The organism is Actinomyces haliotis, assembly GCF_015355765.1.
In the GTDB taxonomy this organism is placed as follows: Bacteria; Actinomycetota; Actinomycetes; order Actinomycetales; family Actinomycetaceae; genus Actinomyces; species Actinomyces haliotis.
Window position 1 is genome coordinate 58,609 of the sequence record NZ_JACWNA010000015.1, and the last position, 25,269, is coordinate 83,877.

General features: G+C 71.0%; 13 protein-coding genes. 9 read left to right on the forward strand and 4 right to left on the reverse strand.

Annotated features, from left to right (window positions below; genetic code table 11):
* Positions 1-103: 103 nt before the first annotated feature.
* From IXW69_RS07835 to IXW69_RS07845, 3 genes are all read left to right on the forward strand, one after another.
* A complete protein-coding gene (locus IXW69_RS07835) occupies positions 104-616 on the forward strand; it encodes a PH domain-containing protein (RefSeq protein WP_194785783.1) in 513 nt (170 codons plus the stop codon).
* 195 nt (positions 617-811) lie between these two features.
* A complete protein-coding gene (locus tag IXW69_RS07840) occupies positions 812-1,516 on the forward strand; it encodes a TetR/AcrR family transcriptional regulator (protein WP_194785784.1) in 705 nt (234 codons plus the stop codon).
* A 236-nt stretch (positions 1,517-1,752) separates the two neighbouring features.
* Positions 1,753-3,360, forward strand: a complete 1,608-nt coding sequence (locus IXW69_RS07845) for an MDR family MFS transporter (RefSeq protein ID WP_407646553.1) — start codon at positions 1,753-1,755, stop codon at positions 3,358-3,360.
* A gap of 216 nt (positions 3,361-3,576) precedes the next feature.
* Here the strand turns inward: IXW69_RS07845 and IXW69_RS07850 are convergent, their stop codons facing one another.
* Together IXW69_RS07850 and IXW69_RS07855 are read right to left on the reverse strand one after the other, a co-directional pair.
* Complete coding sequence (locus tag IXW69_RS07850; RefSeq protein WP_194785786.1) at positions 3,577-4,107, reverse strand: carboxymuconolactone decarboxylase family protein; 531 nt, start codon at positions 4,105-4,107, stop codon at positions 3,577-3,579.
* A 5-nt stretch (positions 4,108-4,112) separates the two neighbouring features.
* Positions 4,113-4,697, reverse strand: coding sequence for a peroxiredoxin (locus tag IXW69_RS07855; RefSeq protein ID WP_194785787.1), 585 nt, complete (start codon positions 4,695-4,697; stop codon positions 4,113-4,115).
* A 558-nt stretch (positions 4,698-5,255) separates the two neighbouring features.
* On the opposite strand from IXW69_RS07855, the gene IXW69_RS07860 reads away from it, so the two are divergent.
* The 6 genes from IXW69_RS07860 (at position 5,256) to IXW69_RS07885 (ending at position 21,897) form a co-directional block, all read left to right on the forward strand.
* On the forward strand, positions 5,256-5,537 hold the full coding sequence (locus IXW69_RS07860) for a hypothetical protein (protein ID WP_194785788.1): 282 nt from the start codon (positions 5,256-5,258) through the stop codon (positions 5,535-5,537).
* A gap of 200 nt (positions 5,538-5,737) precedes the next feature.
* Positions 5,738-6,721, forward strand: a complete 984-nt coding sequence (locus tag IXW69_RS07865) for an MsnO8 family LLM class oxidoreductase (protein WP_194785789.1) — start codon at positions 5,738-5,740, stop codon at positions 6,719-6,721.
* Positions 6,722-7,221: 500 nt separating this feature from the next.
* Positions 7,222-9,564, forward strand: a complete 2,343-nt coding sequence (locus tag IXW69_RS07870; RefSeq protein ID WP_194785790.1) for an Ig-like domain-containing protein — start codon at positions 7,222-7,224, stop codon at positions 9,562-9,564.
* A gap of 185 nt (positions 9,565-9,749) precedes the next feature.
* Positions 9,750-11,333 (forward strand): DUF7059 domain-containing protein, encoded by a 1,584-nt coding sequence (locus tag IXW69_RS07875; protein ID WP_194785791.1) that lies wholly within the window; start codon positions 9,750-9,752, stop codon positions 11,331-11,333.
* A 321-nt stretch (positions 11,334-11,654) separates the two neighbouring features.
* Positions 11,655-20,735, forward strand: a complete 9,081-nt coding sequence (locus IXW69_RS07880; RefSeq protein WP_194785792.1) for a DUF5979 domain-containing protein — start codon at positions 11,655-11,657, stop codon at positions 20,733-20,735.
* A 115-nt stretch (positions 20,736-20,850) separates the two neighbouring features.
* Positions 20,851-21,897, forward strand: a complete 1,047-nt coding sequence (locus IXW69_RS07885; protein WP_194785817.1) for a phosphatase PAP2 family protein — start codon at positions 20,851-20,853, stop codon at positions 21,895-21,897.
* 640 nt (positions 21,898-22,537) lie between these two features.
* Here IXW69_RS07885 and IXW69_RS07890 read toward each other — a convergent pair.
* Together IXW69_RS07890 and IXW69_RS07895 are read right to left on the reverse strand one after the other, a co-directional pair.
* Positions 22,538-24,250 carry a sensor histidine kinase gene (locus IXW69_RS07890; protein ID WP_194785818.1) on the reverse strand — a complete coding sequence of 571 codons (1,713 nt, stop codon included), beginning with the start codon at positions 24,248-24,250 and terminating at the stop codon, positions 22,538-22,540.
* A gap of 220 nt (positions 24,251-24,470) precedes the next feature.
* Entirely contained in the window at positions 24,471-25,217 is a 747-nt protein-coding gene (locus IXW69_RS07895; RefSeq protein ID WP_194785793.1) for a response regulator transcription factor, read from the reverse strand.
* Positions 25,218-25,269 lie beyond the last annotated feature (52 nt).

Consider the following 25,269-nt stretch of genomic DNA (forward strand, 5'->3'; position numbering starts at 1 on the left):
GGGCTCCTGAGCCGCTGGGGCCCGCCGCCCAGCGGCCCGCCACTGAGCGTCGCGCCACGGAGCGGCCCGCGCCCGACCGCGGGTCGCGTGGCACCATGAGTGCATGGCACTGCCCAAGAAGCTGCTCGGCCGGGACGAGGTCGTCGTCCGCCACATGCGCACGCACCCGAAGGTGCTCATCGGCCGCACCCTGCTCGAGGTGCTCCTCCTCGTGCTCGCCGTCGTCGGCACGGTCTACGCGCCGGAGTCCTGGAACCCGTGGGGCTACGTCGCCATCTGGGCCCTCTGGCTCCTCCTGTCGATCCCGCTCCTCATCGTCCCGTGGATGCGGTGGGTGTCGACCACCTACACGGTGACGACGAAGCGCGTCATCACCCGCTCCGGCATCCTCAACAAGACGGGGCACGACCTGCCGCTCTCGCGCATCAGCGACGTCCAGCAGGACCGTTCCGCCACGGACCGTCTCTTCGGCGTCGGCACCCTGCGTCTCCAGACCTCGGCCGACGACCCGCTCACCCTCACGGACGTCCCGCAGGTGGAGACGGTCCAGGTCGAGATCGCGAACCTGCTCTTCCACGACGCGCAGGGCGCCATCGACGCCGACCCCGACGACTGACGCGCGCCGCCCGAGGGGCCCTCGCGCACACCCAAATGCGCGTGTGCAGCGCCTCACGCGAGGAGGGTCCTGGGCGTCTCCTTCCGCGTGATCCCGCTGATCAGGGCGAAGGTCCCGCTATTCCGTGACGTCGTGTGCCGAAGAGCACCATTTCTGCACTTGGTGCAAGTCTGCACTGAGTGCAGGATATGCGGCATGAACACGACCACCGTCTCGGCCCCGACCGCTCGCGCGGCCGGCGGCCTGCGCGCCTCGAGGGCGCGCCGGACGCGCGACGCCATCCAGGCCAGCGCCCTCCGGCTCGCCCACGAGCGCGGCTACGACGCGACGACGGTCGAGGACGTGGCGGCGGACGCCGGGGTCTCCCGGCGCACCGTCTTCAACTACTTCCCCACCAAGATCGACATGTTCGTCCACGGGCCCCTGGCGCCCGAGGCGGACGCGGTCGAGGCCTTCATCGCCTCCGACGGGGACCTCCTCGACGACCTCGGCGCCCTCATCGCCTCCGCGGACCCCCGCGACAGCGACGACGCCGAGGACTTCCGCCGTCTGCGCGCCGTCTTCCGCGAGAACCCCGAGATCATCGTGGCGCTGCAGCCCCGCGTGCGTCTCTTCCACTCGGTCGTCCGTGCCGCCATCGCGCAGCGCCTCGGCACCGAGCTCTCGGACCCCCGGGTCCGGGCCGCCTCCGGCCTCGCCCACCTCATCCAGAAGACGGCCGTCGAGCTGTGGGCCGGGGACGACTGCGACTCCGCGGAGGGCGCCGCCCCGAGCAGCACGACCGCGGCTCCCGCCCCCGCCCCCGCCCCCGCCTCCGTCGCCGACGCCGTCCCGGTCGCCATCACCAGCCTTCGCGAGGTCCTCACGATCTCGCCCCGAACCTCACAGGAGCCCTCATGACCGCAACGCAGCCCGGCGCCTCCGCGCCCCGCGGCCGTCACGCGGCGGACCGCCCTGTCGACAGCGTCGAGAAGCAGGACACCCGGGCCGCCCGGGGCCGCCACGCCCTCGCCGTCGACGACGCCCGCCCCGACGCCGCCCCCCTGTCCACCCCGCGCACGGCCGCGGCGCCCGCGACCAAGGCCTTCCGCCCCGACCGCCGCTTCTGGGCCGTCTACGCCTCCCTCCTCGTCGTCATGTTCCTGTCCGCCATGGACCAGACGATCGTCGGCACGGCGCTGCCCACGATCGTCGGGGACCTCGGCGGCGCCAGCCACATGGCCTGGATCATCACGGCCTACACGCTCGCCGTCACCGTCGCCATGCCCGTCTACGGCAAGGTCGGCGACCTCATCGGCCGCAAGCGCCTCTTCCTCATCGCTATCGCGCTCTTCCTCATCGGCTCCGCCCTGTGCGGCACCGCCTCCGACATGGGACAGCTCATCGCCTGGCGCGCCCTCCAGGGCCTCGGCGGCGGCGGCCTCATGATCTCCTCGCAGGCCATCACCGGTGACCTCATCCCGCCGCGCGAGCGCGGCACCTACATGGCCCCCATGGGCGCCATGTTCGGCATCGCCTCCGTCCTCGGCCCGATCCTCGGCGGCTGGCTCACCGACTCCGTCAACTGGCGCTGGGTCTTCTGGGTCAACCTGCCGCTCGGCATCCTCGCCTGGATCGCCGTCTGGGCCGTCCTCAAGCTGCCCGTCCGCACGTTCGACTCGAAGGTCGACTGGGCCGGCCTCTCCCTCATGAACCTCGGCGCCGTCCTCATCGTCCTCGGCGCCACCTTCGGCGGGAACCAGCTCGAGTGGTCCTCTCCGGCCCTCATCGCGATGTTCGTCATCGGCGCCCTCGCCTGGATCGCCCTGCCCTTCGTGGAGATGCGCGCCGTCGAGCCGATCCTTCCGTGGGAGGTCATGAAGGGGCGAACCTTCGTCCTCACCACCCTCCAGGGCATGCTCGCCATGGCCGGCATGATCGGCACGAACCTCTACCTGCCCACCTACCTGCAGATGAGCTACGGCTACTCCGCCACGAAGTCCGGTCTGCTCCTGGTGCCGATGACCGTCGGCATGCTCGTCGCCGGCATCGGCTCCGGCATCGCCGTGACCCGCACCGGTCGCTACCGCGCCTACCCGATCGTCGGCCCGCTCGTCTCCGCCGCGGCCCTGTGGTGGATGAGCACCTTCGACGTGAGCACGCCGGTCTGGCACATCTCCCTCGCCGTCCTCATCCTGGGCTCCGGCATCGGCCTGTTCTTCCAGCTCCTCATGACGCTGGTCCAGAACGACGTCGAGGCCCGCAACATCGGCTCGGCGACGAGCGGCAACAACTTCTTCCGCCAGGTCGCGGTGTCCCTGAGCGCCTCGCTCATCGGCGTCGCCTTCTCCAACAACCTCACGGACAACCTGACCTCGAACATCGCGGCGCTCGCCACGAGCAAGGACCCGTCGGTCCTCAAGGCTCTCGCGGCCTTCAAGGCGTCCTCCGGTGGTTCGGAGTCCTCGCTGACGCCGGCCGTGGTCAACCAGCTCCCCGGCGCCCTCCACACGGCGATCACGACCGCCTACGCGGACGCCCTGAGCCCGATCTTCCTGCTCATGGTCCCGACCTTCATCCTCGCCGCGGTCGTCGGCGTCTTCTACAAGTCGGTCCCGCTGTCGCACAAGACCGCCCTTGAGCAGCTCGAGGAGCAGACCGACGGCGAGCTCGTCTCCGAGGCCGAGGCCCTCGCCAACGGTGAGATCACGGAGCCCGAGGGCGACGACGTCGTCCACGACCCGCACGCCGTCAGCGTGCACTGACAGGAGGTCTCACGCTCCAGCAGCAGCACGACGCTGGCCCGCCGCCCCTCGAGGGGTGGCGGGCCAGCGTCGTGCTGGGGCTGTACTGGGGTCGGTCGGGCCGGCGCTCGCCGCCGCGTCCGGCGGTGCTCCTCCCGCGAGCAAGACATCCTCGGCAGAACAGGCGCCGTAGGCGTCGGTCTCTGCCGAGGATGTCTTGCTGTGTATGAGCTGGGCTCAGCCGAGCGTCTCGACGACCTGGATGGCCTGGGCGGCGCCCTGGACGGTCGCCGCGATGCGGACGGCCTCCCAGACCTGCTCCGTGGACAGGCCCTCGCCGCGGACGGTCGCGTCGTGGGCGGTGACGCAGCGCTCGCAGCCGTTGATGGTGGACACCGCGAGGGCCCAGAGCTCGAAGTCGACCTTGTCGACGCCGCCGGACGTGCCGATGATGTTCATCCGCAGGCCCATGCGCTCCTTCTCATAGTCGCCACCGAGGAAGTGGCGGGCGCGGTAGGCGACGTTGTTCATCGCCATGATCGAGGCGGCGCCGAGCGCGGCGGCCTGGGCCTCCTCGGACAGGTGCTCCTTGGCGTCCTCGGCCACCTGGACGAGCACGGACTCGTTGCGGGTCGCGGCGGCGGCGGCGAGGAAGGTGCCCCACTGCTGCTGCTCGGTCAGCGTCGAGGTGCGCGCGAGGCTGGAGAGGTTGAGGGAGAGGTCCTTGGCCCAGTCGGGCAGCGCGGAGCGGAGGTTCGCGATCGTCATGCGGCTCAGGCCTCCATCTCGTGGAGAGCGTCGATCGTGGCCGCGCCGGCCTTCCAGTTGCAGGCGCAGAGCTCGTCGGACTGGAGGGCGTCGAGCTGGCGCAGGACCTCCTCAGTGTTGCGGCCGACGGAGTCCGCGGTGACGGAGACGGACTGGATGGTGTTGTGCGGGTCGACGATGAAGGTGGCGCGGTCGGCCTCGCCGGAGGCGCGCTGGATGCCGAGGGCGCTCACGAGCTCGCGGTTGAGGTCCGAGCCCATGACGAAGGGGAGGTCCTGGAGCTTCTCGTGGCTGCGGCGCCAGGCGTAGTGCGTGTACTCGTTGTCGACGGAGACGCCGATGACCTCGCAGTCGCGGTCCTTGAACTCCTCGTAGAGCTCGCCGAAGGCGGCGATCTCGGTGGGGCAGACGAAGGTGAAGTCCTTGGGCCAGAAGAAGACGACGCGCCAGGTGTCCTCGGGGACGTCCTCGGAGGAGACGGTCGTGAAGTAGTCCTCGGGCTGGTCGGCCTCGACGTTCTTGAGGTTGCCGGGGATGAGGCCCGTCATCTTGTAGGCGGGGAACTGGTCGCCGATGGTGAGAACGGCCATGGGTGCCTCCTAAGGGGCTCGGTGCGGGCGGCCCGAGCGCCGGTTCAGGGTGGGCGCTCGACCGCGTTGTCGGGATCAACGCTAGGTCGACCATCCGATAACAACAAGTAAGTAACGGAGCGAATTTCCGAAGGTCACATTATTGGACATGGTCAGGCGCTCCGCCGGGAACGGCAGTGAGGGGCCGGGCAGCCGTTGCGCTCGGGGTGACGGCGCCGGGGAGCGCGCTCCCCCAAGGGTGAGCCACCCTGGCCTCCTCGAGGGGTACGCGCTTCGAGTGCGTGCACGTCCTTGGAATCGTGCGGGTTTCGACACGCGGGTGGGGGCGTGGATGAGGGTGAGGGGTGAGTGACCCACCCGAGGGACGGGTGAGGGTGTCACCCGGTCGCTGGGTGAATGCGGGGTGCCGGGCCGAACCCCCAATGGGTGCAATTCTCAATACCCCCACACTTATAGGTGAATCTCGCATCGGCACCGTGTTTCCTAGGACCAGCACGAACGGGCCACGCGGCCCGCTCCTCCACGAACCAGGAACACGAGAGCAGGCAGGTACGCCACATGAGCACGATGACGCTGACGCAGTCCGCGGCCCCCACGAAGGTCACGGCCCGTCGTCCCGCCACCGTCCGTCGCGAGAGCAACGTCCGCGCGGCGATCATGCCCCTCGTCTCCGGCCTCCTCCTGGTCCTCGCCGTCCTCGTCGGCGTCGGCGTCCTCTCCGCCGCCGTCGCCGTCATCCTCGCCGGCGACTCCGCCGTCGCCACCACGCTCGTCGGCGTCGCGGGCATCGCCCTCGTCGGCACCGGCTGCCTCGTCGCGATCCGCTCGCGCTCCTACTGAGCCGCGCGCTCATCCGTGGTGCCCGGTCCTCCGGACGCCGCCGACCCCAGACCTCCGGGCCGGCTCACCCTTCTTCCTGGCTTGGGGTGAGCCGGCCCGGTGCCCTTTCTCAGGAGGGTCCCGGAATGCCGACGACGACGCCGGTGTTGCGTCCCGTGGACGCGCGGGGAGACGGCCCCGCGCCCGGCCCAAGGAGCAGCATGAAGCTGAGCGCACTCGAGCAGATCCCACTCTTCGAGGGACGCACGCCCCAGGAGGGCATCGAGCAGACCGTCCGCCTCGCGCAGGGCGTGGAGGAGCTCGGTTTCGAGCGCTTCTGGGTGGCCGAGCATCACAACACGAGCGCCTTCCTCTCCAGCGCCCCCGATCTCCTCATGATGCACGTCCTGGACGCGACGACGTCGATCCGCGTCGGTTCCGGCGGCGTCATGGCCATGCACTACGGCAGCCTCCAGATGGCCGAGCGCTTCGCCACGCTCGCCACGCTCCACCCCGACCGCGTCGACATGGGGCTGGGCCGAGCGCCGGGCGGCGACATGCTCGCCTCCCACGCGCTCAACCAGAACCGCGTCATCGACCCGGACTCGATCAACACCCTCATCGCGGAGACCAAGGCCCTCATGCTCGACGAGCTGCCGGCCGACCACCCGTACGCCTCCCTCGAGGTCCATCCGACGCCGGCGGTGCTGCCCCAGTTCTGGCTGCTCGGCTCGTCGGGCCAGTCCGCGGCCTGGGCGGCCCAGCACGACATGAGCTACGCCTACGCCCAGTTCTTCTCCGGGCGGCAGTCCGTCGACGTCATGGACCACTACCGCTCCCACCTGCCGGAGGGGGCGACGTCGGGGCGGACCCTCTCGGCGCTCTGCGTCTCGGCCGCCGCGACGCGCGAGGAGGCCTGGGAGCAGGCCCTCGTGGCCGGAGCCTTCCGCCTCGGGCTGCGCACGGGGCGGTCCGGGGGCTTCCGCTCCCCGAGCACCTTCACCCCGGAGTTCCGGGCCCAGGTGGAGCAGTACCTCACGCTCGACCCCTCGGTCATCATCGGCACCTACGACGAGGTCGCCGACGCCGTGGGGTCCTTCGCGACCAACCACCGCACCGACGAGGTCATGCTCATCAGCTACATCGACGACGTCGAGGTCAAGATCAACCAGTACCGCGAGCTCGCGGCGCGTCTGGGCGACTGAGGTTCTAGCGGGAACCTTGCGTGTGGTGCGCGTTGATCCGCGGAACGGCGGCGATTCGGGATACATCAGGTGTTCTGAATTGCTGCCGTTTCAGGTCCAAGGTATCGATTCGGGACGCGTAGGGCGGGCCTGCAATGAGATTTCGTCGATCTCCTTGACCGGATCGTGACCTGCTCGTGCGGACTGTCGCGCCGCGGGGGCGTTTTCGCAGTTCAGAGGCTGTTTCGGGCCCGTGCGGGCCCGCAATTGGGTCTCGTGACGATAGGTCGGATCGATGAAAAGCGACGTGCGAGGATTTGGTTAATCTCTCAACGGCACCGAGATCTCGCGGTTTCCGGTGGGTTCTCAGTGCAAGCAGGTATCTCGATCGTTTATTAGAACGCAGGTCGAATACCCCTGGCCCGGAGGGTGCCAGGTCTGTACCGTCAATCCCGTCTGAGGGACCTCTGTGCGCCCCGCACCGCGTCCCCACTCGAGATCCCTTGCGAAAGGTCCTTCACATGCGCTCCATCCAGAATCGAACGGGGGTGCTTCCCGTGCCTCGGACCGCGGTGTCCTTCCTCGCCGTCCTCGCCCTCGTCCTGGCGTACGTCGTGGCCGCCGTGTCCGCCTCGCCGACCGCGTCGGCCGCAACGGTGGAGCCCTCCGGGCTCTCCGCGAGCACCACGGTCTCGCTCACTGGCACGGACCCGAACAACGCGCAGTGCTACGACGGTACCGTCACGTCGGTCCTGAGCTTCACCCTCCCCGCCACGGCTCAGGTCGGGGACACCTTCACCCTCACGCTGCCCTCGCAGCTCACGTCCTTCCCGTCGAGCATGAGCATCGTCGCCGCCACCACGGGCGACACGGTCGCAACCGGCACGGTCGACCAGACGGCGAAGACGGTGCTCTTCACCCTCACTGACAACTTCGCGTCCTTCGTCGGCAAGACGACGAAGGTGACGGTGAGCTTCTCCGCCAAGTTCGCCCAGTGCCAGCAGAGCGGTGAGGCTGTGGACCTCACGTACACCGTGGACGACCAGACGACCATCGGGCAGGACCCGAACACCCGTGACACGCCCGTCATCACGCCGGGCAACACCCCTGTGGCGGTCCCGACCGCCCCCTCGAAGGCGGGTTGGCCGGCCGCCAACCAGCCGAACGCGTGCCGCTCCACCGACACGGTCGCGGGCTGCCTCACCTGGGACATCACCGTCCCGATGAAGGACACGGACGGCCGCGACGGCGCCGACCAGATCAGGATCGTCGACACCGCCCCGTCGACCGCCGCCGCTGACGGCAGCGCACCCTGGAACTGGTACTGCTCCTCGCCCAGGGCCCGCCTCGTCCTCAGCCAGTACGTGACCGCCAACGGCACGACGACGAAGACCGAGGTCGGCCGCCTCACGGGCTCGCAGATCGCTGTGGGCGCGACGATCCCGGGAAGCAGCGCCACGATCTCCGCCTTCACCTGCGACACGAGCACCCGCACCCTGTCGGTCACCATCGAGCCGAACGGCCTCACCGTCGGTGAGTACGTCATCGACCTCGCCTGGCAGGGCACGCCCGATGAGCTCGTCGGCGACGCCGAGCAGGTCTTCGCCAACTCCGGCACCGTCTACTACAACGGCACCCCGACTGACGTCGGGAACAACTTCAAGGTCCAGAGCGCCCGCGGCGTCGCCGACACCCAGGACACCACCTTCGCGGTCTCCAAGACCTCGGCGGACAAGACCGACGCGAACCCGACCGGGCAGGTCGTCCTGGCCTCCGGCCAGACGAGCCTCGACCGCACCTACGCCGTCACGGTCACGAACACCGGGGACTTCCAGGGCGTCTCCTCACCCGTCATCGACACCCCGGCCGTTCACGACGGCTTCACCATCTCCACGGTGGCTCTCAAGAACGACGACGGCACCACCACGGCGCTGACCGCGAACGCCGACGGCTCGTACACGCTGTCGGGCGGCGTGCTCCTCAGCGCCGGCAAGTCGAGGACCTTCACCGTTGTCGTCACCTACACCGTCGACGAGTCGAAGATCACCGCGGACGAGTGGGCCGCGCTCGGTACCTGCGCCGCTGCTGGCTCCACCTCTGAGGCCGTGTCGGACAAGGGGCTCGCCAACGTGGTCGCCATGGAGGGCGACTCGGACACCGAGCAGACCACGAACAACTGGGACTGCACGCCCGTCACCCCGTCCAGCCCGTCGATCGGCATCGAGAAGATCGACGAGAACGGCAACGACGCGGACACCGCCAAGGAGACCGTTGACCTCACCAAGACCAACGGCACCATTGGCCTCAACGTCCCGGTGACGAACACGGGCTCCGTCGACCTCACCAACATCGTCATCACCGACGAGCTCCTCGCCGGCTCCGGCCACGTCACCGAGCTCACCTGCGACCTCACGCCCTACGGCGGCTCCAGGGTCACGGACGACCTCACCGACGGCAGGATCCGCATCGAGGCCGGCAGCAAGGTCGTCCTGCCCGTCGGCAAGGTCATCGACTGCACCGCCAGGCTCACCGGCGTCACCGCCGTCGTCCACTCCGACCGCATGACGGTCGCCGCCGACGGCATCGTCACCGGTCTCGACGAGAACGGCAACAAGACGACGAGGCTCGTTCCCGTCACGGACCACGACGACTACTTCGCCAAGACGACCGTCCGCCCGACGCCGTCCACCCCGGCCACTCCCGGGACCCCGGTCAAGCCGGGCAACCCGGTCTCCGGCCACGGCACGACGACGAGCTCCCTCGCCCACACCGGTACGGACTCCCTCGCCGCGATCATCCTCGCAGCCGGGGCCCTCGCCGGAGGCGCCGTGCTCACCGGCTCCCGCCGTCGTAAGGACGCCTGAGGGCCAGGAGGACGCCGGAGCCGGTGCGCCGGCTGAGCGCCCCGCCCCTGACCGACCGCCCGCCACCCACCGGTGGCGGGCGGTCGCGCGTTCCGGGGAGCGAGTGCTCCGGGCGGCCACGCCGGCGTACCCCGCCCCGCCGACGGCACGCCCGGGTCCCCGTGAGGCCGCGATAGCGTCGGGTCATGACCTCCACGCCCCCGCCCACCGCCACGCCTCAGCAGGCCGCCGACCTGCGCAAGGACCTCGAGGCGGCCGGCTGGGGCGTCGACACCGTCCGCCACGCGCTCGGCGAGGTCGCCGACGCCGCCCTCCGCCGGGAGGTCCGCCTCCCCGCCCTCCTCGCGGTCCGCGCCGGTCTCGCCGAGGACCGCGCCGCCGGCGCCACCCCCAGCCCCATCGCCCTCCTCACGGCCCTCTTCATGCTCGGTGAGCCCGTCGCCGCCGCCGAGCTCGACACCGCCCTGCGCCGCACCCGCACGCGCGACGCCGTCGCCATGGGGCTCGTCACCGAGCCCGACGACGACGGGATGGTCCGCGCGCTCGTCGACCTGCGTCCCCACGAGGCCGGCGACGCGAAGGGCGAGGTGCGCTGGTGGGTCGCCTCCGACCTCGGCGAGCTCACCACCGGCCGCGCCCTCGAGCCCGACCACGTCCTCGGCATCGGCGGCGCCGGCCTCACCCTCGCCGCCCTCACCCCACGCACCCCCGTGCGCACCGCCCTCGACCTCGGCTGCGGCTGCGGCATCCAGACCCTCTACCTCCTGCGCCACGCCCAGCACGTCACCGCCACCGACATCTCGGAGCGGGCCCTCGCCTTCACCGCCTTCAACGCGGCCCTCGCCGGTACGGAGGAGGGACGCCTCGAGCTGCTCGCCGGCTCCTTTCTCGAGCCCGTCGCCGGCCGGCGCTTCGACCTCATCGCGACGAACCCGCCCTTCGTCATCACCCCGCCCGCCGTCCGCGAGGCCGGCCTGCCCCTCATGGAGTACCGCGACGCCGGCGGCCCCGTCCTGCCCGCGCTCGTCCCGCGGCTCGGCGACCACCTCGAGCCCGACGGCACCGCCGTCATGCTCGGGAACTGGGAGCACCACCGGTTCCAGGACTGGCGCGATCGCGTCGAGTCCTGGGTGCCCGACGGCGTGGACGCCTGGGCCATCGAGCGCGAGACCCAGGATCCTGTCGAGTACGCGACCATGTGGCTGCGCGACGGCGGCGAGACCCCCGAGCGCGACCGCGAGGGCTTTGAAACGGCGCTCGCAGCCTGGATCGGGGACTTCGAGACGCGCGGCGTCGAGGAGGTCGGCTTCGGCTACCTCATGCTCCACCGCCCGGCTCCGGGGGAGGAGCGCGCTCCCTGGCGCGTCCTCGAGGAGGTGGCCACCCAGGGCGAGGGTCCGCTCGGCCCCCACGTCGCGGAGTCCCTCGCCACGCGCTCGGGCCTGGCCGGCATGAGCGACGACGCCGTCGCCGACCTCTACCCGACCGTCTCGGCCGACGTCACCGAGGAGCGCCACCTGCGCCCCGGCGAGTCCGATCCGAGCGTCATCCTCATCCGGCAGGGCGGGGCCTTCGGGAGGTCCGTCCAGGCGGACACGGCCCTCGCCGCCCTCATCGAGGTCGCCGACGGCGAGCTCACCGTCCGGCAGATCGCCACCGCCGTCGCCGCGCTGACCGGCGTCGACGCCAGGGCCCTCACGGCGGACATGGTGGCGGCGACGCGGTCGCTGGCTGCGGACGGCTTTCTCACGCTCGCCACCGACGAGTAGGGAGCGGGAGGGTCTGGAGGCCCTGTCGAGCTCCCAGCCGACCGTCCTGTGCGCGGGCGGTCGACGGTGTCTCGGCGCTCGGTGGGAGGTGCCTCGGTGCACCGTGAGCAGCCGCTGTGCACCCTGGCGGGAGCTGGTTTCGGAATCGTTGCGAACGTGGGTGAATCCACGAAAACAAGGGTGCCAGCTCTCGTGTCAATCGAGGGTCACGTGGGTATGGTTCGTTCAACGAGTGTCATGAGGACGCTCGGTTCCCGTTCCCCAGCCCCTTGGAGCGTCGTGTCTTCTCGGAGTGCCCTCCCGTCCCGCGGACAGCAGCCCGTGACCCACCGCCTCGCCGCGGTCCTCACGACGCTCGCGCTCGTCCTCATGACTGCTGTCGGCTCCTTCATCCTGCCGATCGCCACCAAGACCGAGGCGACCGCGGCCGCGGCCACCGAGCAGCCCGGTTCGACGAGCCTCACCCTCGGCACCGTCCGCGGCGGCATCGGCTCCAGCTACTCCAACAACTCGGCGACGGGCGCCACGGGCGACACCAGCACCGACTGCGTCAGCTACTACAACAACAACACGTACAGCTCGACGCCGGTGACCGTGACCGCGAGCACCACACCGCTCGCCGCGTCCGCCTGGTCCTACGCCGGGCGAGGCGTCCCGGTCGGCTCGAGCTGCTCCAACGCTTACCCGACGAACCAGTCGACGCTCGGCTTCATGCCGAACAACGCCAGCACCGTCGACGCGGGCTCCGTCTTCCTCGTCGGGCGGTTCCGGCACAACAACTTCCCGATCCAGACCCAGGACGACTACTTCCACTCCTCGATCTACGTCGAGGTCAACGGAACGGGCGACAACTTCCCGTTCTACCAGCACGACACGCCCAACACCTCGGTCCCGACCGTCCTCGACCACGCCGGCGGCAACTACACCTACGTCGGCGCCGCCGGTTACAGCAGCCTGGTCGGCAACGGCTACGGCTACTCCACCCAGTACAACGTCAACTACTGGTACGGCTACTACTGCCCCGCCGGCCAGGAGGTCGCCGTGTACGGCAGCACGTGGGGCTGTTACCGACTCACGACCGGGACCGGCGCCTACGACCTCTACACGCTGAGCACCCAGAGCAGCGCGAGCGGCAAGATCGGCGCGCCCAACCAGACGCCGAGCTCGGACGACGTCCTCACCATCCAGAGGACGACGTCCACCAACGTCGTCATCTCCAAGGAGGGCGTGCCCTACCGCCTCACGCTGTGGGGCTTCACCACGAGCGCCGACGGCACCTGCCCCGCCACGGTCCCGTCCGGCGCCCAGCCGGTCAACACCTTCACCACCAAGGAGGGGAAGGTCTCCTACGGCTGCCTCTACGGCACCTTCGAGCAGGAGCGCTACGTCACCATCGCCAAGGAGGCCACGGCGGACGCGAACTCCCAGGACGTCACGATCCCCGACTTCGGCTTCTCCGTCGACGCCCAGGCCGGTGCGGAGTCCATCTCCAACGGCACGCCGGCCACCGGCGTCGTCAGTGCCCTCAGCCCCGCCAGCGAGGTCACCAACTTCGTCTCCGACAACTCCTTCGGGTACACGGTCAAGCCCACCGCGCTCGGGAGCGCCGGCACCGACTACTACGACGGCGCCAACGGCACGAGAACCGGGAAGATCCGTTACCAGGCCTTCCTCGTCGGGGACGGCGACTTCACCATCAACGAGAAGAAACCCAGTCCCTCCTCCGCAGGAGGAACCCAGTCCGGCTGGGCGCTCACGTCCGTCACCTGCGTCAACGGCGAGGGAGACGACGTCGCCGTCACCCACACCGCCACGGGAGTCTCCTTCGAGAACGTCGGTGTCGCTCCCAGCGTCAAGGCCGTGCCCATCACCTGCACCTTCCACAACGAGTACACGGCGAAGTCGAAGCTCACCCTCGTCAAGCAGCTCACGCACGCGCCGTCGGGCGTGACCGCTGACAAGTGGACCCTCTCGGCCCGCGGCACGACGGCGGACACCGTCACCAGCAGCACGATCGTCGCCGGCCGCTCCGGCAGCAGCTCCGTGACCAGCCAGGTGGTCCCCTCGGGCAGCTACCACCTCGCCGAGGTGGTCAACCCGACGGGCATCGCGGGCTTCGTGCGCACGAGGCTCACGTGCGTCAACAACACGACCGGGGCGTCGGTCGCCGTGAGCACCGCCGACGACGTGACGCTCCCCGACGGCGCCGACGTCACCTGCACCTACACCAACGACTACCGCACCGGCTCCCTCTCCGTGTCCAAGACGCTCCTGGACCAGGACGGCAAGAAGATCGACCTGGCCTCCGACACGGACGGCTACGTCGGCGACGGCACCTTCACCCTCAGCTGGACCTGCACCGGCAACGGGGTGACCCGGACCGGCACCGTCGACGTCACCGCGAACGGCTCCGCCGTCACCGCCGCCGACGACCTCCCCATCGGCCTGTCCTGCAGCGTCACCGAGACGGCCGACCAGCTCGACCAGGACGATCTCGCCGACCCCTCTTACTCCTGGCTCAGCTACCAGTCCTCGGCCGCCGTCACCATCACGACGGGTACCACCCAGGCCCTCGCCGTCACGAACCAGATGCACCGGGACATGGGGACCCTCACCATCGGCAAGACCGTCGCCCCGGAGGACGGCCTCCCCGCCGACGCCTACGTCGGCGGCACGAACCGGACCTTCCCCATCTCCTACGAGTGCACGTCCGCCGGAGACGTCGTCGCCTCAGGGACGGTCAACGTCGCCAACTCCCAGACGACGGACGTCGCGGTCCCCGCTCCCTCCGAGTGCACCATCAACGAGGACGTCCCCTCGACCCAGTCGGGCGACTTCTCGGCCTCGTACTTCACGTGGTCGTCCTCGGCACCCGACCAGGACTTCGTCGACGTCGGCGTCGACGGCACCTCCACCATCACCGAGGTCAACAAGTACAAGATCGACACCGTCCCGCTCACCGTCGGCAAGAAGGTCGTCGGTCCCGGCGGCACCATCGCCAGCCCCGGCACCACCGGCTACAAGGGCACGGCGTCCGACACCTTCACCATCACCGTCACCTGCCCCAGCATCGGCACCCAGACGGTCACGGTCGCCAACGACGCCACGAGCACCGTCCAGGTTCCCCGTGGCGCGAGCTGCACCGTCAACGAGCCCAACAACGCCACCGACTACGACGACTCCCGCCTCGCCGCCGACTTCGACTGGGACCCCGCCGCGACCACCTACGACGGCACCGACTCGGGCGCCGTCACCGTCAACGACGACGCCGGCAAGACCGTCACGGTCGTCAACCCCACCAAGCTCTCCTACGGCGGCATCGCCATCGCCAAGGCGATCAACCCGAACGACGCCACCGGCCTGGCAGCCAAGGCGACCTTCTCCTTCGACGTCGTCTGCTACGCCCCCGGCGTCGACCCCACCAACCCGGGCACGGCCACCCCGACCTACACGACGACGGCGACCATCGGCCTCACCGGTATCTGGCGCGCCCCCGCCAACACCCTCCAGGCCGAGTCGTCCTGCCTCGTGTCCGAGCACGACCTCACCGGCACCTCGACGGGCTTCGTCAACGCCTCGTACGAGTGGACCGGCAGCTCTTGGGCGATCAGCTTCGGTCAGGAGCACAACGGGATGACGGGGACCGGCTCGGCCGTCATCACGGCGCACGCGCGCTCCACCGACGCCGACCACCCCTACCCGCGCGTCACCTTCACCAACACGTACTCGCGTCAGACCGCCGCCCTGCACGTCAAGAAGCTCCTCGACCTGCCCGACGGCGCCACCATCGACGACCACACGTACACCGGGTCCTTCTACTGCGACCTCGGTGGGCAGTCGATCCAGGGCACGTGGACGCAGACCCACGACGGCACCGAGGCGGACACCGGTGACGCCAGCGTCACCGTGACCTCCGACGCGCAGGGCCTCAACACTCTGAACTCGGCATCCGACACCGTCACCGTCTACGCCGGCAGCTGGTGCCAGGTCACTGAGGACGCGCTCACGTCCGCCCCGTCCGCCACCGACGGTCACCTCGTGTGGGGATCCTCCACCTCGAAGTACGGCACCGTCACCTTCACGCCCGACGCCGACGGCAACCTCGAGCTCGACAAGACCGAGGTCATCACCAACCAGGTCGAGCGCACCGAGGCCAACGTCGTCATCTCGAAGTCGGTCTCGGGTGGTGTCGCCGGCACCCAGTACTCGGCGGACCAGCAGTTCACCTTCGTCTACTCCTGCTGGACGGACAGCACGAAGGCCACCGAGGTCGCGTCCGGGAAGCGGACCGTCACCGGTGGAGCCTCCGCGGACCTGCCGGGCCTCACCCTCGACCCGGGCACCTACTGCGAGGTCTACGAGGACCTCACTGCCCACGAGGGCCTCAAGGACCCGTGGATCTGGGACCCGGTCACCTTCGCCGCTGGCGACCAGTCCGTCTCGAGGACGGGCACCACGACCGACGCGGACGGCAACACCTTCAACGTCTACGGCTTCACGGTTCCCGACGCGGGCAAGAACATCGTCCTGTCCGCGACCAACCACCTCAACAACGAGTTCGTGCCCCTGCGCGTCTCCAAGGCGATCACCGGCAGCACGGCCGGGTACACGGGGACCGCGGCCAACGGCGCCACCCAGACCTTCTCCGTCCAGGTCACCTGCACCTCCGACGATCCCTCGGTCGCCGGGTACTCCGGAAACCTCACGATCTCGGCGCCGAAGGGCTCCGACCCCTCCACCGCCTACGCCGAGACCGCCAAGGTGCCCGTCGGCCAGCACTGCACCGTCGCCGAGAACCCGCCGAGCGGCGGCCTGGCCGACGCCTCCTACGAGTGGGGGACCCCGTCCGTCAGCGCCGTCACCGACGCCGAGGACGGCACCCACGTCACCGTGTCGCGCGACTCGACGGCCGAGCTCCGCGTCACCAACACCATCCAGCGCGCCTACGGGACCATCGCCCTCGTCAAGTCGATCACCGGCTCCACCGCCGACGGCTCGGCCCTCCAGGGCCGCGACGGCACCTACTCCGGCTCCTTCACCTGCACCCACGACGGCGACTCCGCCGTCACCGGCACCTGGACCGTCACCGGTCCGGGCACCGCCACGGTCACCGTGGACGGCACGGACGTCAGCAAGGACAACACGGTCCTCCTCCTCGGATCGAGCTGCTCCCCGACGGAGACGAGCCTGCCCGATCACCCCAACGACGCGGACCTGCGGTACCACTGGGGCAAGGTCGGCGCCGACGCCGTCACCACCGACGCCGTCGTCTCCGCGGACGCCACCAATGACATGACGGTCGCGAACGAGGTCGTCCGCCCCGTCGTCGCCACGACCATCTCCAAGGACATGAGCGACACGGACCTCGCGGCCCTCACGGCCGCCGGCGCCACCCAGGACTTCACGATCCACGGCGCCTGCGCGCCCACCGCAGACATGGCCGACGTCACCGTCTTCACCCTCAACATCAAGGTCAACGAGGCCCAGGACACCGAGATCCCCCCCGGCTTCTACTGCCAGATCAGTGAGGTCATCCCGGACCAGTCCACCCTCAAGGACGCCTCCTACGCCTGGGACAACCCGACGATCACCGTCTACGACACCTCGGGCGGCGGCCGCACCGCCCTCACCGCCGTCGACGGGACGACCAACGTCTACAAGGTCCCGGACACCGCCACCTCCGTCAGCGTCGGCGTGACCAACACGGTCCACCGGGTCACAGGCTCACTCAGCCTGACCAAGGCCTACGGCTCGCAGGTCCAGGCCGCGGGCGTCGTCGACGACGGCGCCACCTTCACGGGGACGTACACCTGCACCTACGACGGCTCGACCATCTCAACGGGCACGTGGACGCGCACCGGCACCGGAGCCGCCACCTTCACCCCGGCGGACGGCTCGGCCGCCGTCGACTCCCTCCCGCTCACCACCTCCTGCACCGCCACCGAGGACGCCCCGGACAACGACCAGCTCGCCAACGTCTCGTGGGCGTGGAAGACGCCCGCCGTCACCTACGGCGCCTCCGGCAGGGCCACGACCGCCACCGTGGCCTCGTCGACGACCCCCGCCGTCGTCACCGTCACCAACGACGCCACGCGCGTCTACTCCACGGTGAGGATCCAGAAGGACTACGTCGGGGACACCGCGGCCCTCGACGCCGGCGCCACGGTCACGGGCACGCTCCAGTGCGTCGGGCCGGACGGCTCGGTCGTCTCCATCTCAGGTCCCTTCAACGCCCGCGGCATCTCGAACACGGACGACGGCTCCGCGGAAATGACCCTCGACCCGACGGACCCGAACGCGCCGATCAAGGTCCTCGCCGGCTCCGACTGCCGGATGGTTGAGGACTCCCTCGACAACGACCCGACGACCGGCCCCCTCGCCGACTCCTCCTACAAGTGGGGGACACCCGTCTACTCCTACTCCGAGGACGGCGGCGCGACCTTCACGGACGCGTCAGGAAACTGGTACGCGACCACCTCGGGCTCGCAGGAGACGATCCTGCGGGTCACCAACTCCACGGTCCGCCAGTGGGGCAACATGACCCTCACCAAGGTCGTCCCCGACTCCACCACGACCAGCTCGAACACCTACACCGGCACGTGGACCTGCACCTACACCCCCGCCTCGGGTGACCCCGTCGTCCAGACGGGGACCTGGTCCCGGTCCGGCGACGGCGTCGCCACCATCGCCTCCGACGTGGACTACGACGGCAACGGCCTCCACGACGGCCACGTCCTCGTCGGCTCCGTGTGCTCCGTCGCCGAGACCGCGCGACCGGACAACCCCGACGCCACCGACGTCTCCTACCAGTGGAAGACGACCATCGCGGACGTCCCCGTGGACGCGACGGCCAACGTCGTCACCGCCACGAGCTCGCGCGTCGCCTCCTCCACCTCGAACGCGGCCCTCAGCGTCACGAACGCCACGGAGCGCCACTACGGATCCCTCGCCGTCCGGAAGGCACCGCTCGAGGGAGCCAGCGACGGCGCGGACCCGGACGGCCTGTACTACGTCGCCTACACCTGCGTCGCCGGTACCGGTGACGAGGAGAGCACGCTCTCCGGCTACGCCGCGGTCACCGCGGGTGGTGACCCCGTCACGGTGTCCACGCAGATCCCGGTCGGCTCGCACTGCGTCGTCTCCGAGGTGCCCCCGGGCTCGCAGGTCGCCGTGGGCGTCACCGCTCCCATCAACCTCCTGGACACCACCAAGTTCGCCTGGTCCACCGCCGTGCGCTACGACGCCTCCGCCGCGGTGACCGAGTCCGACCCGGGCAGCATCGCCTTCGTCCTCCCGTCGGGTGAGTCGAGCACCGCCGTCACCAACACGGTCTACCCCCTCGCCCAGGTGGACAAGGCCTTCACGGGCACCACCCAGCACCTCGTCGACGGCGTCTGGGACGGCACCTGGGACGTCGCCTACTCGATCACGGTCTCGAACCCGTCGAGCAAGGCCGAGCTCCAGTACTCGCTCACCGACACCCCGACGACCCCATCCGGTTCCGACCTCAAGGGCGTCACCGCCACCTACGCCGGGCAGCAGGTCGACCTCACCGGCCAGACCGTCGCGTCGGGCACGGCCCTCACGATCGTCCCCGGGCTGCCCGAGGGCACCTCCCGCAACGGGGACGGCAACCTGGTCAACGCTGACGGCACCCCCTACACGGACGCCGACGGGAACCAGGTCAAGGACCCGCGCGCCACGCTCGAGGCCGGCGGCAGCGCCGTCTACACCGTGGTGCTCAACGTCGCCGCCCGTGACGACGGCGCCGCCGTCGCCCGGGCCGACGACACGAGCTGCGCCGCCATCACGCCCGGCAGCGACGTCTCGACGATCCACAACTCGACGTCGGCCACCTCGAACGGCGTCACCCGGACCGACGCCGACTGCGGTGAGATCCCCGAGTCCCCGACCTTCTCCGTCACCAAGACGAGCACGGGCGGTGCCGACCAGGCGACGCGCAACAGCGACGGGACCTACACCGCCTCCTACACGGTGACGGTGAGGAACACCTCGACCACCGCCTCGGCGCTCCTCGCCCCGCTCACCGACACCCCGACGCTGCCCGCCGGAGCGACCCTGACACAGGCCACCGTGAGCGTCGACGGCGCCACCGCGACCGACCTCGGGACCAGCCCCGCCTGGACCCTCGCCGAGGCCGGGACCAGCGACCCCGCCGGGACGCTCGCCGGCGGTGCCAGCCGCACCTACGTCGTCACGCTCACCTTCACCGTGGACGGCACCGCCACCGGATACGACCCGACCACCTACACCTGCGCCGGCTCGGCGGCCGACGGCTACACCGCCGGCATCATCAACACCGAGTCGATGGACGGCGACACCACCACCGGTGACGACGCCGCCTGCCAGTCCCTCACCCCGGAGCTCTCCGTCGCCAAGACCGTCACCGAGAACGGCGGCCTCACGGGCGCCGCCACCTTCACCATCGACTACGACGTCACCGCTACCAACGACGGCGCCATCCCGCAGTCCACGGGCGTCCTCGCCGACACCCCGGACTTCGCGCCCGGGCTGCGCATCAACGGCGTCTGGGCCAGTGAGGACGCGGGCGCCCTCGGGACCGACGCGACCAAGGTCTCCGCGGACGCGGACGGGGCCTACACGCTCACCGACGGCCTCCTCGTCCAGCCCGCCTCCTACGACGCCGGCGGCAACGTGGTCCCCGGGTCCAACACCCGCACCGTCCACGTCCGCTTCCAGGTCACCCTCGACACGACCGCAACCGGCTACACCGCCGACGCGCTGTCCTGCACCTCGGACGCCGACGGCGTCCTCACCTCCGGACACGGCCTCTACAACGCCGTCGCCGCGGACGCCGCCGTCGACCACGACGGCGCCGGGAACAACGTCGCCTGCGGGCCGTTCGGCCCGCGCACCATCACGGTCCACAAGACCGGTGCCGTCGACAACGCGTCCCTGAGCGGCTCCACCTTCGCGCTCTACGACACCGACCCGACCGCCACCGGCGCCGAGCCGGTCGCCGGCGCCCTCACCGTCAACCCCGACGACGGCTCGCTCTTCACGAGCTCCACCCTCGAGCTCGGCCGGACCTACTGGCTCGTCGAGACGAAGGCCCCCACCGGGCACGAGCTCCTGGCGGCACCGATCGCCTTCACGCTGAGCGCCGACGCGGACACGGACCTCACCGACGTCACCCTCGTCGACGCCGCCGCGCAGGGTGCCAAGGTCACGGCGGTCAACGCCTCGAGCAACGCCGGCGTCACGACGCCCGCGACGATCACCGTCCAGGACACCGAGACGGGGACCATGCCGGCGACCGGCGGTCCCGGGATCATCCCCTTCGCGCTCGCGGCCATGGGCCTCGTCGTCGTCGCGACCGGGTTGTCCCTGAGGCGACGCCGCTCCGGGGCCCTGGTCTGAGACCCGGCTCCACTCCGGCGGGAGACGGACTGAGCGCCCCGTCACCCGCCGGAGAGGAACGCCCCACGGTCACGTTCCGCCGCTCGCAGGAACCCCCTCGTACCATTCCGAAGTGATGAGCACTCCCGTCGACGCTCCCGCACCCCATCTCGTGGCCGACGGGCGCCCGCAGTGGCGCTCGCGGCTCCTCGCGGCCGTGCTCGCGATCGTCTGCTTCGGCGGCGCCGTCCTCGACTGGGTCCTCCTCGTCACCACCCACACCGGGCAGGTCATGGAGCAGTCAGCCCTCACCGGCTCCCTCATCGGCTCCCGCTTCGTCTCCGACCACGCGAGCAACCTGCTGCACGTCATCACGATGCCGGCGCTCATCGTCCTGCTCCTCGTCATCCTCATCGGCGCGCTGTGGCGGGGCTCGCGGCGCCGGGCCCTGTGGGCGGCCGGGACGGTCATCGCGACAACCGGCTCCGTCCAGGTCCTCAAGCGCTGGGTCTTCACGCGTCCCGACTACGGCCTGTCGTGGCGCTTCGACGGCGCCAACACCCTCCCGTCCGGGCACACCGCCGTCGCCGCCTCAGCGGCCGTCGCGCTCGTCCTCGTGGCCGGGGCCCGCTGGAGGGGAGGGGCCGCCTGGTTCGGGGCGGTCCTCACCGCCGCCATCGGCTACTCCACGCTCGCCGCCCAGTGGCACCGCCCCGCCGACGTCCTGGCCGCCATCCTCATCGCCGTCGGCTGGGGAGCCCTGGCCGTCGCCTGCGGCGCCTGGTCCGAGGAGAAGGTGCTCGTCCGCGAGGACCACCGGCTCCGCTGGATCCACGACGCCGCAGGCGGTGACGGCACCACGGCGGCGGTCCTCGGACCGGAGACGGAGGATCCCGCTCCGCGTCGCCGCCGCCCGCGCCGCGACGAGGGCCCGACCCGGGAGCCGAGCGACGGCGGGCTCACCTCCGTCGGGGTCCTCGGCGGCCTGGGTGCGCTCGCGGGCGCCGTCGCGGCGTTCCTCGAGCTGTGGACGTACCTGAGCGCCTCCACCTCGGGCAGCCGGGTCGATGACTTCCTCGCCTACGCCGCGGGCTCGGCCGGGACGGTCGCCCTGTCCTTGATCGGGCTCGCGCTGCTCACCGCGCTCTCGCCGGACAGGCGCCGCCGCTCCACCGACGCCTGAGCCGACACGGGGTTCACCGGCGTCGCCGCGGCCGGAGCCAGGACGGGCGCCACCGTCGCGACCGCGTCGTTGACGGCTGACGCCGATCCAGGATGGGCCCGCCCGAGCCGCGCGGCCCCGCGACCGGGCGCGGTGGAACGGGCCGGAACCGCCGACGCGCCCTCGACGACGACGCTCCGGGCCGCCTGACGGCGCACGGGCGAGCGGTGCAGGACGAGGTCTCTTGACCACCAGGCGCGCACCGCCAGCAGCGCGCCGGCAGCGAACAGGCCGGCGAGGAGGAAACCGGCTGCGAGGGTCTCGCGCGAGGCCGTCGGCGCGACCGCCCTCACGAGAGCGGCGCACAGCGATGCCGTCGCCAGGCACGCCAGCGCGCCCAGCGCCTCGTCCCGACGACGGTGGGCGGGGGGCCGGTGCAGGGCGCGACGTGTCATGCTCCTATCGAAGGACGGGGGGCTGTGGCCGTCGCCGGTCGCCTCTGTGCCGGGACTGTGCCACGCCCTGCCCGGTGCCACGGCGGTGGCGGAACGACCGCGGGACGGTTGCGGGAGGTGAGTGGGCGCCCACGCAGGCCGGGAGGACGAGCGGCGCTCGTCCCGGGCCGGCGCGGGCGCCGATCGACGCGCCGCGTGCGGGTGGCTCAGTCCAGGGGTGCCGCGGGCAGGCTCACGGTGAAGGTCGTGCCGTGCTCGCCGGGGGCGGCGTCGCCCTCGCGCACGGAGTCAACCGTGAGCGTCCCGCCGTGGGAGAGGACGATCGCCAGCGCGATGCTCATCCCGAGCCCGGTCGAGCCGGTGCGGCGCTCGCGCGAGGAGTCGCCTCGGGCGAAGCGCTCGAAGAGCCGGTCGCGCACCGCCGGGTCGATACCCGGGCCGTCGTCGGCGATCCGGATGACGAGGCGGTCGCCGTCGGCGCCCTGCGCCCCGGCGGCGTGCTCGCGGCTCAGCGTCGTCGTCACGTGCGTGCCGGTGGGCGTGTGGACGCGGGCGTTCGCGAGGAGGTTGACGACGACCTGGCGCAGGCGCGCCTCGTCCCCGATGACGAGCGGCGGCTCCGGCTCGAAGTCGTCGCTGTCATCGGCCCCGACCCCGGTGGCCTCGCCGTCCTCGAGGACGGCCAGGTCGAGGTCCCACTCCTGCTCGCGGCCGGCGGCGCGCGCGTCGGAGACGGTGTCGAGGAGCAGCCCGACGAGGTCGACCTCGTCGTGGTGGAGCTCGCGGCCGGCGTCGAGGCGCGCCAGGAGCAGGAGGTCCTCCACGAGGGCCGTCATGCGCAGGGACTCGGAGTGGACGCGCTCGAGCGCGTGCGTGGCCTCCTCGGGCAGCCGGGCGTCGGCGCCCTCGCGCTGGATGAGCTCGGTGTAGCCGCGGATCGAGGCCAGGGGCGTGCGCAGCTCGTGGGAGGCGTCGGCGACGAATTGACGCACCTGCGTCTCGGAGCGCTGGCGGGCCGTCAGCGCGTCCTCGACGTGACCCAGGAGCGTGTTGAGGGCGCCTCCGACCTGCCCGACCTCCTGCGAGGAGGCGAGGTCAGCGTCCTCGACGCGCTCGTCGATGCTCACCTCGCCGCGGGCGAGTGGCTGGGAGGCGACGCGCTCGGCGGTCGCGGCGACGCGCTCGAGCGGCGCGAGGGAGGATCGCACGATGAGCCGCCCGGCCACCGCGGCGAGAAGGGCTCCCACGATGGCGATGGCCGCCTCGATGAGGAGCTGCTTGCGGACGAGGGCGTTGTCGTCGGCGAGGGACAGGCCGGTCACGACGACGTCGCCCGAGGTGGAGTCCTTGGTGACGAGGACCCGGTAGTCGCCGAGGGAGTCGATCGCGACGGTCACCGGCTCGCCGGAGGGCTCCAGGGAGAGGAGCGCCTCGCACTCGGCGGTCGAGAGGCTGCGGTACTGGCCCGAGTCGTCGATGTAGCCCGCGGCGACGGTGGTGGCCGCGCTGGTCGAGCTGCCCGCGTTCCCTGCGGAGATGAGCGTCAGGGTGCCGGTCGACTGGCCCGCGGCGTCGAGGCCCGCGGGCAGCCGCGAGTCGTCGCCGTCCTTGTCACCCGGGGCGACGGCGCCCGGGGGTGGGGTCTGCTGGGATTCGGAGGCGGTCGCCTGGGTCCCCGAGGGCGCGCCCTGGTAGCCGGCGGCGGGGGAGGGGCCGGCGGACGGCGCGTCAGAGCCCGCCGTCGGCTGGGTCGAGCCGGCGTCCTGCTGCTGGACGCCGTGGCGCCGGTTGGCAGCGCGGTCCGAGGCGGCGCTCAGCTGCGTGTCGAGCCGGTCCATGAGCGTGTGCCGCAGCGTGAGCGTCGAGAAGGCGCCCACGAGAGCGCACGCGACGAGGACCAAACCGAGCACGCCCGCCACGAGACGGGTCCGGAGGCTGCGCGGACGCCGTTCGCCACCAGGTTGCTCAGCGGTGTGCCCGGACGGCGCCTGCTGCGGCTCGGTGGAGGCCTGTGGCGTCGTGCTCCGGCCCGAGGACGCGGCGTCGCCGCCGGTCGGGCCGGGTGCGGGGGAGGCGGTGGAGGGCACGGCTCGACCCTAGCGGCCGGTGCTGTGCGAGCCCGGGGCCCGGACGCGTCCCTCAGCGGGACGCCGGAGCCGCCCCCTCGACGGGCTTGAGGACGTAGCCGACCCCGCGCATGGTGTGGATCATGGGCTCGCGGCCCTTGTCGATCTTGCGGCGCAGGTAGGAGATGTAGAGCTCGACGATGTTCGCCTGCCCGCCGAAGTCGTAGTTCCACACGCGGTCGAGGATCTGCGGCTTGGACAGGACGCGTCGCGGGTTGCGCATGAGGTAGCGCAGGAGCTCGAACTCGGTGGCCGTCAGGTGGATCTCGTCCTCCCCTCGCCAGACCTCGTGGGAGTCCTCGTCCATGCGCAGGTCGCCGACCTCGAGGACGTTGGACTCCTGCTCCTGGTTCGCGCCGGAGCGGCGCAGGAGGGCGCGCAGGCGGGCGACGACCTCCTCCAGCGAGAAGGGCTTGGTGACGTAGTCGTCGCCGCCGGCGGTGAGGCCCGCGACGCGGTCCTCGACGGCGTCCTTGGCGGTGAGGAAGAGGATCGGGACGCCGGGCTGGTGACCGTGGATGCGGCGCATGACCTCGAGACCGTCGAAGTCGGGCAGCATGATGTCGAGGACGACGACGTCGGGCTCGATCTCCTTGGCGGCCTGCACGGCCTTGATGCCGGTGCCGGCGGTCGTCACCTCCCAGCCCTCGTAGCGCAGGGCGGAGGCGAGGAGGTCGGCGAGCATCTGCTCGTCGTCGACGACGAGGACCCGCACGGGGGAGCCGTCCGGGCGGGTGAGGGTCTCGTTGGAAGCGGTCATGGGTAGGAGTGAACACGAGCTGCCTGTGCTGATCCTGTGAGCTTCCTCGCGA

Bases quoted from the DNA above. Each gene is read 5' to 3' on its own strand.
- IXW69_RS07835 (WP_194785783.1), top strand. From the start codon at position 104: ATGGCACTGCCCAAGAAGCTGCTCGGCCGGGACGAGGTCGTCGTCCGC.
- IXW69_RS07840 (WP_194785784.1), top strand. From the start codon at position 812: ATGAACACGACCACCGTCTCGGCCCCGACCGCTCGCGCGGCCGGCGGC.
- IXW69_RS07845 (WP_407646553.1), top strand. From the start codon at position 1,753: ATGTTCCTGTCCGCCATGGACCAGACGATCGTCGGCACGGCGCTGCCC.
- IXW69_RS07850 (WP_194785786.1), bottom strand. From the start codon at position 4,107: ATGACGATCGCGAACCTCCGCTCCGCGCTGCCCGACTGGGCCAAGGAC.
- IXW69_RS07855 (WP_194785787.1), bottom strand. From the start codon at position 4,697: ATGGCCGTTCTCACCATCGGCGACCAGTTCCCCGCCTACAAGATGACG.
- IXW69_RS07860 (WP_194785788.1), top strand. From the start codon at position 5,256: ATGAGCACGATGACGCTGACGCAGTCCGCGGCCCCCACGAAGGTCACG.
- IXW69_RS07865 (WP_194785789.1), top strand. From the start codon at position 5,738: ATGAAGCTGAGCGCACTCGAGCAGATCCCACTCTTCGAGGGACGCACG.
- IXW69_RS07870 (WP_194785790.1), top strand. From the start codon at position 7,222: ATGCGCTCCATCCAGAATCGAACGGGGGTGCTTCCCGTGCCTCGGACC.
- IXW69_RS07875 (WP_194785791.1), top strand. From the start codon at position 9,750: ATGACCTCCACGCCCCCGCCCACCGCCACGCCTCAGCAGGCCGCCGAC.
- IXW69_RS07885 (WP_194785817.1), top strand. From the start codon at position 20,851: ATGAGCACTCCCGTCGACGCTCCCGCACCCCATCTCGTGGCCGACGGG.
- IXW69_RS07895 (WP_194785793.1), bottom strand. From the start codon at position 25,217: ATGACCGCTTCCAACGAGACCCTCACCCGCCCGGACGGCTCCCCCGTG.